A 15,253-nucleotide genomic window follows, 5' to 3' on the forward strand; every position below is an offset into this window, starting at 1 on the left:
TCATCGCTTTCTTTGCTTCATACATATGAACAGAAAGGGGGAATGGACATGGAACGTTGGAACACACGTCAAATCATTGGATTTATGATTATCTTATTTTCAGTCGGACTCTTCATCGATATCGTGACGGGTGGGAATAGCGTCTTATTCAGCATGATCCTCCCGCTGCTTCTCCTCTACATCGGTCGACGGTTCAGTCGTCGGGGGAAGCAGTCTGCTAGCTATATTTTTTACGCAATTGGGGGAATCCTCTTGATTGGCTTGATTTTCTCATCTGCGGCATTCGGATTCGTGCTCTCCGGACTCCTCCTGTTATTCGGCTATCGACTCTATAAGAATCGACCGGTCGAATCGAAAATCCGGACACCCCTTCGTCAAGAACAAGCCTTCTCATTTGGGATGAAGGAATCGGGGCACTATGTGTTACGTGATACGAATGAGTTCTTTTTACTACGGGACGTTGAGATGGATTTGTCACAAGCCATCATTCCGGAAGGAGAGACGTTCTTACTCCTCAATGGACTTGCGGGAGACATTCGAATTCTTATTCCTGCGGGGTATGACTATTCGATTGACGCATCGATCGGGTTCGGTAAAGTGCAGGTCGATGACTCGAACTATTCGCCGGTGTTCAATCGTCGCTTCTATACAGCGTCTGATGATTATGTCCAGGCTACACGAAAAGTCCGGATTCATATCGTGCTCATGAGCGGAAGTGTCGAGGTGATGACGGTATGAAAAAAGATTCTTATCCACGAACGGTCGTCTGGCATCAACTGTTTAGTAGCTTGTTGACGGCTTTCTTGATTACTGTAGCGTTTCTCATAGGTGACTCGACTTCATTGAGCGATTTATTTTCGCGTGAAGAAGGGTTGCCTTTCGGTGTGTCCATTCTAGTGATTGCCGTCTTGATCGGAAGTATCTTTGGCGTCGGTTCGTATTTTTATTTGCGCCGAGACTTTCGGGAAGTCGCCAATGCCCTTTGGAAACTGGAGAACCAAAAAGACATCACCTTCCGCCCGATGTCCCCATACCGAGATACACTCGAACGAATCGTCCGCGTATCGAAACAGCGCCAAGAGATGGTCGAGATGGCGAAGCGAGTCGGTGAGCGTCCGGTCAGTGTGGAAGAGGCGCGGAGTGAGGCCGTCGTCGAAGAAAGACGTCGCGTCGCACGAGAACTTCATGATTCGGTGAGTCAACAGCTCTATGCCATCTCGATGATGACGACAGCGGTCAAACAGACGATGCAGACGAAACCAGAACTCGCGAGTAAACAAATGGAACAAGTCGAGCTCATGGCGCAGACCGCACAGGCAGAGATGCGTTCGTTGCTGTTACAACTTCGGCCGGTCGAACTAGAAGGCATGACACTAAAGACGGGAATCGAACGCTTGTTAGAAGAACTGTCTCGTAAACAATCGACCGAGCTCGTCTGGCGTTTAGAGGAAGTGAAGCTCTCCCGGCACACTGAAAATGAACTGTTTCGGATTGTTCAGGAAGCGATTAGTAACACGTTACGACACGCCAAAGCGACTCGTTTAGAAATCGAGATGCGAACCGTGCAACAGACGGTCATCTTAAAGATTAACGATGACGGAATCGGATTTAATGTGGACGATACACAAGTCGCCTCATATGGATTACAATCGATAAGAGAGCGTACGGCAGAAGTCGGTGGAACGTTGCGATTGGTCAGTGTGCCGAATGTCGGGACACAAATTGAAGTACGTGTGAAACAACAAGTGGAGGGGTAATGATGATTCGAGTTGTATTAATTGATGATCATGAAATGGTTCGGGCGGGCGTATCTGCCTTTTTATCGACACAACCGGACATCGAAGTCGTCGGCGAAGCATCGGACGGAGCAACGGGAGCCGAGCTTGCGATTGCGGAGAAGCCGGACGTTGTCCTTATGGACTTGGTGATGGAGCCCGTTGACGGAGTCGAATCGACGAAACGAATTAAAGCAAGTTGGAAAGAAGCGAAGATTTTGGTCGTGACGAGTTTCTTGGATGATGAGAAAGTGTATCCCGTCATCGAAGCCGGTGCGATGAGCTATGTCCTCAAGACAGCGAATGCAAATGAAATCGCAGATGCGATTCGTCAAACCGCTGCCGGCAATCCGGTCATGGCCGCCCAGGTAACAGGAAAGATGCTCGAACGACTGCGTCATCCGGAAATGACACTTCATGAGAGTCTCACTGCCCGTGAACGAGAAATCTTGCAACTGATGGCGGAAGGCAAGTCGAATCAAGTGATTGCGGACGAATTGTTCATCTCACTCAAAACAGTGAAGACACACGTGTCGAACATCTTGACGAAGCTTGACGTCTATGACCGGACCCAGGCAGTCGTCTATGCGTTCCAACATAACTTGGTCAGTAAAGGATGAACCGTCTCCCTGTGATTGAAACGGAGCGCCTCCGACTGCGACCTCTCCAAATGGAGGACGGTCCGCACGTATTCGCCATCTTTTCAGATGAACACGTGCTACGCCACTACGGAATGGAGCCACATCGGACGTTAGAAGAAACGGAACAGATGCTGACGCATATGCTCGCACAAATCGAAACAGGTGCGATCATCCGTTTTGCCATCGAGCATCGCGAATCAAAAGCGTTAATCGGGACAATCGGGTTTCACAATCGGGCACCGTCGCATCGGCGTGCCGAGATCGGTTATGAACTCAAACCGGAGTATTGGCGTTCGGGTTATGCGACCGAAGCCCTTCACGCGGCGCTTCAGTTTGCCGTGACGTGTGAAATTGAACGGGTCGGTGCCATCGTCTATGTCGAGAATCTTGCATCCCAACGCATGTTGGAGAAAAATGGATTCTTTCAAGAAGGTCGACTACATAACTATATGCGTCAGCGTGGACAATCTCATGATGTGTATGTCTATAGCTATATGACCCATCAGTCAGTCTGAGCACACCGTTTCTACGGTGTGCTTTTTTCGTTTGTAAGAGAAATAAAATGGGAACCAACTAGAAGTGAGTCAATCAAAGGAGGATGATGAGATGAAAGCAGCATATATCGAACAGTATGGCGGGTCGGATGAGTTCAAAGTAGGGAAACTTGAACAACCGGCAATCGGTGCAGATGACGTATTAATTGAAGTTCATGCCGCAAGCGTCAATCCGGTCGATTGGAAGCTCCGTGAAGGATACTTGAAAGAAATGCTCCATTACGAGATGCCGCTCGTTATCGGGTGGGATGTATCGGGTGTCATCAAAGAAGTTGGGGCGAATGTGACCGAATTGAAGGTTGGAGATGAAGTGTTTAGCCGACCAGAAATCGCGCGCCAAGGCACATATGCCGAGTACGTCGCAGTCGATTCCCATCTTGTCGTCAAAAAACCAGCTTCGCTTAGTTTTGAGGAGGCCGCTTCACTGCCGCTCGTCGCGCATACGGCATGGCAAGTCATGTTCGAAGTGATGGATGCCAAACCGGGTGGTCGAATCTTCATCGGAGCCGGTTCAGGTGGTGTCGGAACGGTAGCCATCCAGCTCGCGAAAGCACACGGTTTGTATGTCGTCACATCGACAAGCACGCCGAACGTAGATTGGGTCAAAAAACTTGGAGCCGACGAGGTCATCGACTATAAACAACAAGACCCGGCAGATACTGTCCGCGATATTGATTTCGTATTCGATACGATGGGGGGCGACGGGCAGAGCAAACTCTACCAAATGCTTAAAGAGAATGGGATGCTCGTCTCCATCTCCACACCACCAAATGAAGAGGAAGCCAAACAGGCGAAGGTCCGTGCCGAGTACGTTTTCATGCAACCAACGGGGGAGCGTTTGAAAAAAATTGCGGAAGCTGTTGAAAAAGGCGAACTGAAACCTGTGATTGACCGGGTCTTTGATTTAGAAGATACGAAACTTGCTCATGACTATGGAGAAGAAGGGCATGCCAAAGGCAAAATCATCATCAAAGTGAAATAATCAAAAGAGATGGATTTCCGGAACAAATATCGGAAATCCATCTCTTGTTCATTTCATTTGATAGGCTACCTTATGTGGAGGTCAGCCTTTTTTCTGTGCTTGTATTTGTTCATCGATTTCTGATAGGTAGGTCCAACGTTCCATCTTCGCATCGAGTGTTTCTTTCAGTTCTGCAATCGTCGCATACAACTCATTGACTTTACCAAGGTCACTGCCCGCTGATGCAAGCGTCGCTTCCTGCGCTTCAATCTGTTCTTCAAGTGCGGCGATGTCTTCTTCGATCGTGTCCCATTCCTTCTGTTCTTTGAAGGTGAATTTCACGACTTCCGACTTCACGCGTTCCTTTTTCTCTTTAGGTTCTTTCTCTTTCTTCACTTGACGAACCTCTTCTTGACGCATGGCCAAATAGTCACTATATTCTGCGTGATACACCTGGATGACCCCATCTTCGAAAGCGATCAACTGTCCGGCGATCCGGTCTAAGAAATAGCGGTCGTGACTGACGGCGATGACTGTACCTGGGAAGGACTCCAAATAGTCTTCTAAAACAGACAACGTTTCCGTGTCCAAATCGTTCGTCGGTTCATCAAGGAATAAGACGTTCGGTTCATCCATGAGAATTCGAAGCAGGACGAGACGCCGTTTTTCGCCACCAGATAGCTTCGCAATTGGTTTATATTGCGCGTCCGGTGAGAAAAGGAAACGTTCGAGCATTTGCCCCGCCGTGATGACCTCGCCGTCCGGCGTGTGGATGACTTTGGCGATGCGTTCGATCTCATCGATGACCCGTCGTGACTCGTCTTCAAATTCGACTTGTTGTCCGTAGTAGCCTAAATGAACGGTATCTCCGTGCACAATCGTACCGTTTGTCGGTTCTAGGCGCTTGGCGAGCAAGTTCATGAGCGTTGATTTCCCACTCCCGTTCGGGCCGACGATCCCGTAGCGTTCACGGCGACCGAAAATCCAATTGAACTGCCGAATGAGAAGGGAGTCATCGTATCCGAAAGATAAATCTTCGACTTCGATGACCTTTTTACCAAGTCGGCGAGATCCGACCGAGACGTCGAGCGTCTCGTCTTCCGCTAAGCTCTCTTGATGTTTCAAGTCTTCGACACGTTGAATGCGTGCCTTTTGTTTGGTTGTCCGGGCTTTCGCGCCACGACGCAACCAAGCGAGTTCGCGACGTAATATATTTTGTCGTTTCTGTTCCATCGATTGTGCCCGAGCTTTTCGCTCGGCACGCTTCTCGAGAAAGAGTTCATAGTTCCCGTTATAGAAGTAACTCGTTCCATCCGCAATCTCCAAAATGTGATTCGTGACACGATTCAAGAAATAGCGGTCGTGGGTGATGAGCAGGATCGCTCCCCGGTAATCGGCAAGCATCGTTTCGAGCCATGCGATTGTATCGGCATCCAGTTCGTTCGTCGGCTCATCTAAGAGCAATAAGTCCGCTTCATCGAGTAACGCTGCGGCGAGCGCGACTCGCTTTTGTTGCCCCCCAGACAAGGCGTTCACATCGATTGACACGTCAGGAAGACCGAGCCGGTTTAAAATCGACTTCAGTTTTGCTTCCGTTTCCCAAGCGTCTGCGGCATCGACGGCCTGTTGGGCTTTCATGAAGCGTTCAAGTAACTGCTCACTTGTCGGGTTCGCTTCGAGTGCTTGTCTGGCGCGCTCGAACTGTTTCAACGCTTGAACGGAAGGAGTATCACTTGTGAATAAAGCGTCAAGGATCGTTTGTCCTTCGTCGAATTGAACCGTTTGAGTCAAGTAGCGAATCCGATAATCGTTCGGATGTTGCATCGTGCCTCGATCTGCTGTCTCGGTACCGGCGATGATTTTCATGAACGTCGATTTCCCCGAACCGTTCACGCCGATAATCCCGATACGGTCTCCGGGATGGATTGTCATCGTCACATCATCAAATAAGACTTTGTCGGCAAACTCTTTATGAATGCCTTCAATCATTAATAAACTCATGCGTTCTCTCCTTCAAGCTGTTGACGAATGGCCGCCTCGACCGTTGCTGCGATTTCCTTGTTCGGCAAATCAGCCGGATCAATCGCAGGTAGGAACGTGACATCGACCGTTGCCGGGGTGATTCGATTTTTGGCTTCTAACAATCTATAACTGCCTTGAATCGCGACTGGAACGATTTTCGCACCACTTGAGGTGGCGAGCGTCAAACTTCCGGCTTTAAACTCCTTCATCGGTCCACCTTTTGAGCGTGTGCCTTCTGGGAAGACAATCATTGATTGACCGGATTGAATTGTTTCGACGCCGGAACGAATGGCTTGAATCGATTGACGACGGTCACTCCGGTCGATGAAGATACACCCCATCAATTCCATCCAACGTGGAATAATCGGGAATTTTTGAACCTCGATTTTCGAGATAAACGCTTTCGGTCGTTTCGTGGCGGTCAACATAATCGGGACATCGAAGTTTCCTTGGTGGTTCGACACGTAGACGACGGGTTCATCCGGAATCTGGTCTTGACCGTGGACACGGATGTCTGCACCCGCAATCTTCAGTAGAAACTGTGCCCATTTATAAGCGATATCTTGTACGTAACGGTAACGCTTTGGCGTTTCGATTTTTTTCGCCTTCTGTAAAAACGGGACGGTGATCGGTAATACGGCAAAAAATGAGAAAAACCATACAGCTGTTCGAATCATTCTATTCTCTCCTCTCATGATGACAACAAGAAAGAGTCTTCTTCTCTTGACGAGAATCCGACCCTTCGGCATGAATCCTTATTCCCAAAAGCGAGAATCGCTCTCTTCTTCCTCTTCTTCGAGCTCGAACGTAATGCGTTTATTCACAGGATCGACGACGAAATAGGCGCCGTCTTGCTCGATACTTTTGATTTGCATGGCCTGATCACTTCCGATTTCGAGAGTGAGACGGATTCGGTTGTCATCATCGACAAGCAAAATACCGTCCTCTTTTAACCAAAGCTCCATGACAGGTGAATAACGAAGTAGCCATTCATTCGATAACGGGATTTCATTCATACGGTTATGTGCCTCCTGCGATTATAAATCCATTGTACGATGTCTGTTCCTACATAGGATACCAAATGTGGCGAGGGAAGACGAGCGTTATGTAGAGCGTTTTCGAGTCGTGGAGTGCATTCTGTCGACGACTCGTTTGATCCGTTTCTGGTTCCGTCTTTCTACAAAATACTCATTTGCCTGCATGAAGAGTTGTTTGAAGGAAGAGAGTCCCATCGCAATTAGAACGGCAAATAAAAATGTTCCGATTGGATCTTTGTACAATTCGGTCTGGAACAAAAAAGCAAGTCCTACGATTGATAAAATGGACGTGAGAAAATAAAAAATCATAGCGGAGTCTCCTTTTCTTAAAGGTATGAAAGAAAAAGGCATGGTCTTTTAATCGTATTCGACTTTTTGAAGGGAAATCCTGTTATGTATTGCAAAGAAAAAAACGCCTTCAGTGGGCTGAATGGCGTTTACTCTTGAGTCATGTAAGTCGAGGATGACGATACATTCGTGTCGACACCGTTTGAGAAAATAAAACTGAGAGATGCGAGTAATGCGAAAAAGGCGACAAGCAATCCTTTTGTAAAACGCTTTGCAAAAGAACGAGACTGTATATCAAACATTTATTATCCCCCGATCAATCCTAAATGAAACCTTATCTATACTGGACACTTCCTATATAATAACGTTTTCAAAAAAAGGATACTAGCAGAAAAAAACACGTTCACAAAATTGTCACAAAATTTTAATAAATCATGTAAGTTCTGTAAACAATCATGATTTCAACAGTCTCAAAACACGTTCACATTTTCGACACATTTATTCAAAATGTTGAAAGAGAACATGATATGATTAGGAACGTGTGTAGATAGGTATACTGACAGTAATAGCTTAGAAAAGGATGTGGGTGTAATGGCATTGCGCGCAGGAGAAGTAGTAGATTTAGTCGCGGAACGTTCTGCTGATTTTGGAGTATTCATTAGTAACGGCCGCGAAGAGGTGCTCCTTCACCGTAAAGAACAAACAGAAGAAGTGACAATCGGTCAAACGGTTCGTGTCTTCTTATATCATGATTCAGAAGGACGTCTCGCATCAACGATGACGATTCCGACCGTTTCATTTGATGAGTATGAATGGTTTGAAGTGACTGGCGTTCGGTATAACACAGGGGTCTTCGTGAATATCGGAATTCAAAAGGACGTTCTCGTTTCGATGGATGACTTACCGGAGAACCGATCATATTGGCCACAAACGGGCGATCAATTGTGTATTCGATTGAAGTATGACCAAAAAGGACGTTTGCTTGGGGACCCTGCACCATATGCGTTCTTGAACTTGTTGGCACGACCGTCGAAAGAAGAATGGAACAACCAGGACGTGCAGGCCATCGTCGTCAATAAACGCGAAGTGGGCGTCAACGTATGGGTCGAAGGGGAATCACTCGGTTTCTTGCATGAGGCTGAGATGACGCGTTGGCCACGTCTCGGAGAACAGTTGACCGTCCGTGTGACGCAGGTCAAACAAGACGGTACGGTCCTCGTTTCGATGAAGCCACGTGCCTATGAGGCGATTGATGGTGATGCGGCGAGCATCCTCTCGTATATTGAAGAACGTGGTGGCCAAATGCCATACGGTGATAAGACATCACCTGACGTCATCGACCGTGAATTCGGAATGAGTAAAGCAGCATTTAAACGAGCGCTTGGAAAACTGTTGAAAGACAAGCAAGTTGAAAAGCTCGACAACGGCTATAAATTGAAATAAGATAACTCATGTTCAGGTGACATGAAAGTTTAAAAATGTATTTCTTTCATTTTAGGAAGAAATACGTTATAGTTAATAAAGTTGACTATGAGGAAACATTGAGAAAACGTCTGTAGATCTGTCAAACTGAACTCAGACGTTTTTTGTATGAACAAAGGAGAATATAATTTGACAAAATTTCAAGACTTACAATTAAGTGAAGCATTAGTAAAAGGTGTACACAAAATGGGCTTCGAGGAAGCTACACCGATCCAAGCTGAGACAATTCCTGTCGCACTCACGGGAGTGGACGTATTAGGACAAGCACAAACAGGTACAGGGAAAACAGCAGCTTTCGGTATTCCGACAATTGAGCGAATCGATTCAAAGGCGCGTCAAGTCCAAGCACTCGTTCTTGCACCGACACGTGAACTTGCGATTCAAGTTGCAGAAGAATTAAACAAAATCGGTGAAACGAAGCGCGTATACGCACTTCCAGTATACGGTGGTCAACAAATCGACCGTCAGATCCGTGGTTTGAAAAAGAACCCGCAAATTGTCGTAGCGACACCAGGACGTCTCATGGACCACATGAAACGTAAGACAATCAAACTCGATGACATTCAAACAGTCATCTTGGATGAAGCAGATGAAATGCTCAATATGGGCTTCGTTGAAGATATCGAAACGATTTTGGCTGGTCTTCCTGAAGAGCGCCAAACGCTTCTCTTCTCAGCGACAATGCCACCACAAATCAAAAAGATTGCTGAGCGCTTCATGAAGTCGCCGACAATCATCAAAGTGAAAGCGAAAGAAATGACAGTTGAGAACATCAACCAACAATTCCTCGAATTGCGTGAAGGTCAAAAATTCGATACACTTTGCCGTTTGATCGACATCGATTCACCAGAACTCAGCATCATCTTCGCTCGTACGAAGAAACGTGTAGATGAAGTGACAGAAGCCCTCATCAAACGCGGATACACTGCAGACGGTCTTCACGGAGACTTAACGCAATCGAAACGTGACCAAGTCATTCGTCGTTTCAAAAACGGAACAATCGATATCTTGGTAGCGACTGACGTAGCTGCACGTGGACTTGATATTTCAGGTGTCACACACGTTTACAACTTCGATGTACCACAAGACCCAGAGAGCTACGTACACCGCATTGGTCGTACAGGCCGTGCAGGTAAGACAGGTACAGCCCTCACGTTCATCACGCCACGTGAATTTGGACAAGTGAAGGCAATCGAGCGTGTGACAAACAAGAAGATGAACCGTCGTCACGTACCGACAATCGCGGAAGTACTTGAAGGAAATCAAAAGCAAGCAGCTGAAGAGTTGATCGAACGCGTTCAAGCGGGCGACTTCAAAGCTTACACGCAACTTGCGACAGAGCTTCTTGAAGAGTACGAAGCAGTTGAAATTCTCGCTGCTGCCCTTCGTGGATTGACGAAAGAGCCAGATTCAACACCTGTTGAAATCTCGTACGCTGAACCAGTTCGTGTGAAACGCCAAGGTGGCCGTGGTGGCGATCGCGGTGGATACCGTGGTCGTAACGACCGTCGTGGCGGTGGCGGTGGCCGTGGTGGCGATCGTCGTGGTGGACGCGGTGGCGAACGTCGTGATGGACGCAGTGGAGACCGTAAAGGATCATTCCGTGGTGACGATCGTCGTCGCTCGGATGACCGTGGTCCACGCCGTCCGCGTGACTAATCATCGTGAAATGCCGCATTTCCCTAAGTGGATTTGCGGCATTTTTTATTGTGTCGTGCTACACTAGTTGAGTAGAGATAGAAGGATGAGGTGTCAACGGATGGTGGAATTAAGTTTCGGTCTCCTTGTGCTGCTTGGTTGTGTAATCGCACTCAAACCAATCGTGTCAAAGACAGACCGTCCTAACTTTCGTTATATCCCCGTGGCGACATTGTTATTTGGAGCGATGATTTTTTTAGTGTTAGCCATTGGAGTAGGCGGAAAGATGGGCATTGCATATGGCGTGGTGAGTATCGCCTATTTTATTGCTTGTTTCGGTGCCTATATGTATGTACACACGCGAACGAGCTGATTGTAGCTCGTTTTCGCATTTAACGAAGAGGTGATGAATTGTGGATGCGGTAGAAGTGATGGTCCATCCTGAAGAAGTGATGGTGACGTATGAACCAATCCTTGGAGCGGCGACGTTTCAAGTGGAAGGATATATGGTACATGGACGATTCCGAGGCGAATCATTGACACCGTTTTTTTATGATGATGACGTTCCCCTCGAGTATCAATTAGACATCGCCCAACGAATGGAGCAACTCGCGGCAGCGCAACTTCGTGACGTCAAACCATTCGTCACGTTCAGATGCCGGTCGGAATGGATTCTCGAAGAAGGGGGAGAAGCCTTTTTAGCCCCACTACGCGAATTGAATTTTCCGTTACACCGTATTTATGTGACCTTACAAGGGACGGACTTAGTCGACGTCCCGCGATTGTCACGTGTCATTCAATACTATCGGTCCTATGGATTGAAAATTGCATTAGACTTTGCCGAATCCACGAGTATCGAAGACATCATGACGCTTGCGCCAGAATTATTGCTCGTCGACCTTGGCACGATGGTCGAGAAAAAGACGTTATCGGTCACCTATCCGAACATGCTTCAGACGATGGAGTATATTGCTTCGAAGCTTGGTGCACCGCTTCTTTACAAATCCATCAACCACATCGGACAGCTTCGTTACGCGTGGCAGCACGGTGGTCGGTATTACATGGGTGGCCTACTAGGCTTGGAAGATGAGATTCCCCAACGAGAAATCAAAGGTATGGGTGTGTTGGCACAAGAAGTGCCTTCCTTCTTTTTACATGACCAGAAACGATTGAATCGCTTGTACGAGCTTGAATTTGAGTTACATCGCCGCATTGGTGAACTAGTTCAATCCGGAAAATGGTCGAGAGACAAGAAAGACGAGTGGATTCAATTCATCGCCCCAAAACTGGAAGAGGTGTTTGTTCGTTATTATATAACGGATAAGACAGGTTTCCAGACGAGTGCGAACGTTTACTGCGTGAATGGAGAATGGCGTGTCGATAATACGTATCGAGGCTATAACTGGAGTTTCCGACCGTATTTCATTCAGACGATGGCGGCGATGGATGTTCGAGGGCGTGGCTATTTATCGGGAGACTATCGTGATTTCAGTTCAAACGAAGTGACGCGAACCTTTAGCTATCCGTTACCGGACGGCATGTTCTTATTTGCCGACATATCCGAGGAGTATTTATATCAAAACCGATTATTGGATTGAAAGGAAGATGGACGATGCTAGATTATGATTACGATGCACTGCGCGAAATCGGGCGAATCGTCGCACTTGCGCGAGATGAGATGGCGAAAGCCGTCAAGCCCGGTATGACGACAAAAGAATTAGATGCGATCGGGCAACGTATTTTAGAAGATGAAGGTGCAGCTTCTGCACCGATTACGATGTACGAATTTCCAGGTTACACATGTATCTCGCTCAATGACGTTGCTGCCCATGGTATTCCGGGAGATGAAGTCATTCAAGAGGGCGATATCGTCAATGTCGACGTCTCCGCTGTGAAGGATGGATATTATGCCGATACGGGACGTACAGTGATTGCGGGGGCGGCGAAGTCACCCCAGCACGAACGTTTGGTCGAAGTATCCTTGACTTCATTAGAAGCGGGACTCAGCAAGGTCAAGGCGGGTGTGAAAGTCAATCAGATCGGGAAAGCAATTTACGCTGACGCGAGAAAGAATGGATTCACGGTCATCCGGAACTTGGCCGGACACGGTCTCGGTCGGACATTGCACGGGGAGCCAGAGACGATCTCGAACTATTATAGTCGAGAAGAAAATCAGTTATTAAAAGCCGGGCAAGTGATTGCTGTTGAGACGTTCATCTCGACAAAGGATGAAATCGTCTATCAATCGGAAGAGGATGGTTGGACGCTCTTCACTCCGAACAAGAGTCTTGTTTCGCAGTTCGAGCATACAGTTGTTGTCACAGAAGATGGATATGAAGTGTTAACGGGATCGTTCCGTTAACGTAAAAAAGGTGTGGTTCTCGTGAACCGCACCTTTTTCATGTTTGCAATGTAATCACTTCTTCGCGTAACCGTTCAATCACATTCCAATCTGGTTGTACGGAATCCGGAAGAGTCAACTTTCCATTCTCCACTTCAAGCGGGGTATCGAGTAAATCTTGCTCGAAATAAGCGCTCGTGCCTGACATGTCCGCGGGGAAGCTCGCGCCGCTTAACGAAGCAAACAAGAGTGTATGATATCTTCCGATACCGGATTCATACATGCCACCGACCCAGTATGGCGTTCCGTGTTTTCGAATGTGGAGCGCCTCGCTAAGCCCACCGACACGTGCGGGTTTAATGTTGACGATTTTTCCGGCACCAAGCTGTGCCATCGTATCCACGTCGTCATAAGACGTGATGGATTCGTCGAGACAAATGGGGGTCGTGAGTTTTGCTTGGAGAGCCGCTGATTTTGTGAATTGTCGGCTTGGGTACGGTTGTTCGATCATCAATAACCGATGGGCATCGAGTTGTTCGAACCATTCCATCGGTTGATCGGACGCACTTCCGTTTAAATCAATCATGAGAGGCGCGTCAGGGAAGACCGCGCGAATCTCACGTAGGGCAGGAACCAGTTCATTAGGAGATGCCTTTAATTTGATGCGTTCGAATCCGTCAGCTAATGCCGTCTCGATGGATTTCATCGTTTGATTCAGTAACCCAATCCCGATTGTTCGTCCGCAGGAAACGGAATCTCCGGCGCTCATGAATGACTTGAGTGATTTGTTCGCGCGCGTTGCTTCAATCTCCCAGAGTGCACTTTCCCACATCGCCTTTGCCATGTGCTGACCGATGATGGACGAGACCAAGTTCGGAAACACGTCCGTTGTGACCGTCATCCCTTTCAGTAAATTGAGAATTAGTTTAGACGTATCGATCATGGATTGGGTCGTTTCTTCCGTATACCAAGGTGTTTCGAAAGCGGCACCTTCTCCGTATCCGATGACACCGTCTACGGTCTCTAGACGGAGGATAAGCGTTCTTCGGACAGATAAGACGGCGTGTGCCGTCACAATCGGGTGTTTAAACGTCAAAGGGACGATGGAAAGCTCAGCACGTTTGATCATGACAGTAGCTCCTTTAAGCGATGGCGCATTAATTTTCCGTTCGCGTTTCGTGGTAAATTCGGTGCGTAGTGGATGGCGATCGGGTGCTTATATTTAGCCAACTGTGAGTCGAGAACATGCTGCATCTCGGCTGGATCATAGGAGCCGACGACGAAGGCGATCGGGACTTCTCCCCAAGTCGGATGCGACTGTTTCGTGACGCCGACGTCTTGAACACCGGCACAGCGTAACATGGCGGCTTCGATTTCAGCCGGATAAACATTTTCACCACCTGAAAGAATAAGGTCGGTTCGGCGATCGTGTACATATAAATAGCCATCCCTCATCGTGCCGAGGTCACCCGTTCGCCAATAACCATCGGGTGTCCAAGCATCTGATTCAGGTTGTTCGAAGTATCCCTTCGTCACAGTTGGTCCCTTTACTTCGATTTCTCCGTCCGAATTAATTCGAATACTTGTTGGGGCGATTGCCTGACCACTCGAACCGATATGCGAGAGCGCTTCGCTCGGGAGCAACGTGGCGACTTGAGAACACGTCTCGGTCATCCCGTATGTCTGAGCAATCGGTAACTTGCGTCGTTCTGCTTCTTCTAGTAATGAGCGCGGGACGGGTCCGCCTCCGACGAGTAACGTGCGAAGTCGGTGCTTTTTCAGGCCAGCATCGAGCAATCGTTGCAGCATAATTGAGACGAGTGATAGCTGGGTGATGCCTTCTGTCTCGATGACGTGAAGTGTTCGATCGACATCGAATCGTGGCTCGACATAGAGCGTCGAACCGATGATGGCACTCCGATACACTTGAGACAGTCCACTCATGTGAAAGAGCGGGGTCACCGCGAGCATCCGGTCTGATGGACGATAGTCTAAATGCGCTTCAGCGGCTCGGGCACTAGCGAGGTGATTCCCGTACGTCTGTTGCACCGCTTTGGCTCGACCCGTCGTTCCGGACGTAAACATGAGAGACATGGTTTCATCTTCATTCCACTCATGGGTCACGGTGAAACATGAAGTGGTCCGGCGTGTGATCAGGAGTTGGGTGATAGACAAATCGATTTCTGCGTCAACGAGAAGGAGGTCCACTTTTGCTGTTTGTAGCTGAGTACGCACTTCCTCTTCGGTCAGCCGTGTATTCAACGGAACAAGCACTTTTCCGAGCAGATGTACTGCATGAACGGCAATGACATAGTCTTTGCTGTTTTTAGCGAATATGCCAATTCGTTTGGCGGTGGGTGTCTGTTCATGGATGAACTGGGCAAGTTGAAGGCTTTCCGTGCGTAGCATTGCCCATGTCAATCGATCGTCAGCTGTCACAAGGGCGAGATGTGACGCTGGGTGTTTCCGAATCCATTCATACATAGCTGTCACCTCCAAAAAAAGAGTAGCGAA

The 15,253-nt window shown here is 48.0% G+C and carries 16 protein-coding genes; 10 read left to right on the plus strand and 6 right to left on the minus strand.

Going from position 1 to position 15,253, the window contains the following annotated elements; all coding sequences use genetic code 11:
* The first annotated feature begins 48 nt into the window (after positions 1-48).
* The 5 genes from liaF (at position 49) to KNO79_RS13120 (ending at position 3,952) form a co-directional block, all read left to right on the plus strand.
* The gene (gene liaF / locus KNO79_RS13100) at positions 49-738 is read left to right on the plus strand and encodes a cell wall-active antibiotics response protein LiaF (RefSeq protein ID WP_015880836.1); all 690 of its coding nucleotides are present in this window, start codon (positions 49-51) and stop codon (positions 736-738) included.
* A complete protein-coding gene (locus tag KNO79_RS13105; protein ID WP_074037734.1) occupies positions 735-1,757 on the plus strand; it encodes a sensor histidine kinase in 1,023 nt (340 codons plus the stop codon). The genes liaF and KNO79_RS13105 overlap by 4 nt, the downstream gene beginning before the upstream one ends.
* A gap of 2 nt (positions 1,758-1,759) precedes the next feature.
* The gene (locus tag KNO79_RS13110) at positions 1,760-2,395 is read left to right on the plus strand and encodes a response regulator (protein WP_015880838.1); all 636 of its coding nucleotides are present in this window, start codon (positions 1,760-1,762) and stop codon (positions 2,393-2,395) included.
* Positions 2,396-2,406: 11 nt separating this feature from the next.
* Positions 2,407-2,931, plus strand: coding sequence for a GNAT family N-acetyltransferase (locus tag KNO79_RS13115; RefSeq protein WP_236548972.1), 525 nt, complete (start codon positions 2,407-2,409; stop codon positions 2,929-2,931).
* A 91-nt stretch (positions 2,932-3,022) separates the two neighbouring features.
* Positions 3,023-3,952, plus strand: coding sequence for an NADP-dependent oxidoreductase (locus KNO79_RS13120; protein WP_214691486.1), 930 nt, complete (start codon positions 3,023-3,025; stop codon positions 3,950-3,952).
* Between the two features lie 81 nt (positions 3,953-4,033).
* On the opposite strand, the gene KNO79_RS13125 is transcribed toward KNO79_RS13120, so the two are convergent.
* The 4 genes from KNO79_RS13125 to KNO79_RS13140 form a co-directional block, all read right to left on the minus strand.
* Positions 4,034-5,932: an ABC-F family ATP-binding cassette domain-containing protein gene (locus KNO79_RS13125; protein ID WP_214691487.1), complete on the minus strand. Its 1,899-nt coding sequence runs from the start codon at positions 5,930-5,932 to the stop codon at positions 4,034-4,036.
* Positions 5,929-6,630 (minus strand): lysophospholipid acyltransferase family protein, encoded by a 702-nt coding sequence (locus tag KNO79_RS13130; RefSeq protein WP_159563566.1) that lies wholly within the window; start codon positions 6,628-6,630, stop codon positions 5,929-5,931. Before KNO79_RS13130 ends, KNO79_RS13125 begins: the two co-directional genes overlap by 4 nt.
* A 78-nt stretch (positions 6,631-6,708) precedes the next feature.
* A complete protein-coding gene (locus KNO79_RS13135; protein WP_015880843.1) occupies positions 6,709-6,969 on the minus strand; it encodes a hypothetical protein in 261 nt (86 codons plus the stop codon).
* An 87-nt stretch (positions 6,970-7,056) separates the two neighbouring features.
* A complete protein-coding gene (locus KNO79_RS13140; RefSeq protein ID WP_074037731.1) occupies positions 7,057-7,299 on the minus strand; it encodes a hypothetical protein in 243 nt (80 codons plus the stop codon).
* A 570-nt stretch (positions 7,300-7,869) separates the two neighbouring features.
* Between KNO79_RS13140 and KNO79_RS13145 the strand changes: the two genes are divergently transcribed.
* From KNO79_RS13145 to map, 5 genes are all read left to right on the plus strand, one after another.
* Positions 7,870-8,721, plus strand: a complete 852-nt coding sequence (locus KNO79_RS13145; RefSeq protein WP_074037730.1) for a CvfB family protein — start codon at positions 7,870-7,872, stop codon at positions 8,719-8,721.
* 168 nt (positions 8,722-8,889) lie between these two features.
* Positions 8,890-10,419, plus strand: coding sequence for a degradosome RNA helicase CshA (cshA, locus tag KNO79_RS13150; protein ID WP_015880846.1), 1,530 nt, complete (start codon positions 8,890-8,892; stop codon positions 10,417-10,419).
* Positions 10,420-10,519: 100 nt separating this feature from the next.
* Positions 10,520-10,771: a hypothetical protein gene (locus tag KNO79_RS13155; protein WP_015880847.1), complete on the plus strand. Its 252-nt coding sequence runs from the start codon at positions 10,520-10,522 to the stop codon at positions 10,769-10,771.
* Between the two features lie 40 nt (positions 10,772-10,811).
* Positions 10,812-11,996, plus strand: coding sequence for an EAL-associated domain-containing protein (locus KNO79_RS13160; RefSeq protein WP_074037729.1), 1,185 nt, complete (start codon positions 10,812-10,814; stop codon positions 11,994-11,996).
* 14 nt (positions 11,997-12,010) lie between these two features.
* On the plus strand, positions 12,011-12,760 hold the full coding sequence (gene map / locus KNO79_RS13165) for a type I methionyl aminopeptidase (RefSeq protein WP_074037728.1): 750 nt from the start codon (positions 12,011-12,013) through the stop codon (positions 12,758-12,760).
* Positions 12,761-12,797: 37 nt separating this feature from the next.
* On the opposite strand, the gene menC is transcribed toward map, so the two are convergent.
* Positions 12,798-13,868 (minus strand): o-succinylbenzoate synthase, encoded by a 1,071-nt coding sequence (gene menC / locus KNO79_RS13170; RefSeq protein ID WP_078146358.1) that lies wholly within the window; start codon positions 13,866-13,868, stop codon positions 12,798-12,800.
* Positions 13,865-15,223 carry an o-succinylbenzoate--CoA ligase gene (menE, locus tag KNO79_RS13175; protein ID WP_214691488.1) on the minus strand — a complete coding sequence of 453 codons (1,359 nt, stop codon included), beginning with the start codon at positions 15,221-15,223 and terminating at the stop codon, positions 13,865-13,867. Before menE ends, menC begins: the two co-directional genes overlap by 4 nt.
* Positions 15,224-15,253 lie beyond the last annotated feature (30 nt).

The organism is Exiguobacterium sp. s43 (genome assembly GCF_018617255.1).
GTDB classification, from domain to species: domain Bacteria; phylum Bacillota; class Bacilli; order Exiguobacteriales; family Exiguobacteriaceae; genus Exiguobacterium; species Exiguobacterium profundum.

Bases quoted from the DNA above. Each gene is read 5' to 3' on its own strand.
- KNO79_RS13145 (WP_074037730.1), top strand. From the start codon at position 7,870: ATGGCATTGCGCGCAGGAGAAGTAGTAGATTTAGTCGCGGAACGTTCT.
- KNO79_RS13120 (WP_214691486.1), top strand. From the start codon at position 3,023: ATGAAAGCAGCATATATCGAACAGTATGGCGGGTCGGATGAGTTCAAA.
- KNO79_RS13130 (WP_159563566.1), bottom strand. From the start codon at position 6,630: ATGATTCGAACAGCTGTATGGTTTTTCTCATTTTTTGCCGTATTACCG.
- map (WP_074037728.1), top strand. From the start codon at position 12,011: ATGCTAGATTATGATTACGATGCACTGCGCGAAATCGGGCGAATCGTC.
- KNO79_RS13155 (WP_015880847.1), top strand. From the start codon at position 10,520: ATGGTGGAATTAAGTTTCGGTCTCCTTGTGCTGCTTGGTTGTGTAATC.
- KNO79_RS13140 (WP_074037731.1), bottom strand. From the start codon at position 7,299: ATGATTTTTTATTTTCTCACGTCCATTTTATCAATCGTAGGACTTGCT.
- liaF (WP_015880836.1), top strand. From the start codon at position 49: ATGGAACGTTGGAACACACGTCAAATCATTGGATTTATGATTATCTTA.
- KNO79_RS13135 (WP_015880843.1), bottom strand. From the start codon at position 6,969: ATGAATGAAATCCCGTTATCGAATGAATGGCTACTTCGTTATTCACCT.
- KNO79_RS13105 (WP_074037734.1), top strand. From the start codon at position 735: ATGAAAAAAGATTCTTATCCACGAACGGTCGTCTGGCATCAACTGTTT.
- KNO79_RS13125 (WP_214691487.1), bottom strand. From the start codon at position 5,932: ATGAGTTTATTAATGATTGAAGGCATTCATAAAGAGTTTGCCGACAAA.
- menE (WP_214691488.1), bottom strand. From the start codon at position 15,223: ATGTATGAATGGATTCGGAAACACCCAGCGTCACATCTCGCCCTTGTG.
- KNO79_RS13110 (WP_015880838.1), top strand. From the start codon at position 1,760: ATGATTCGAGTTGTATTAATTGATGATCATGAAATGGTTCGGGCGGGC.
- menC (WP_078146358.1), bottom strand. From the start codon at position 13,868: ATGATCAAACGTGCTGAGCTTTCCATCGTCCCTTTGACGTTTAAACAC.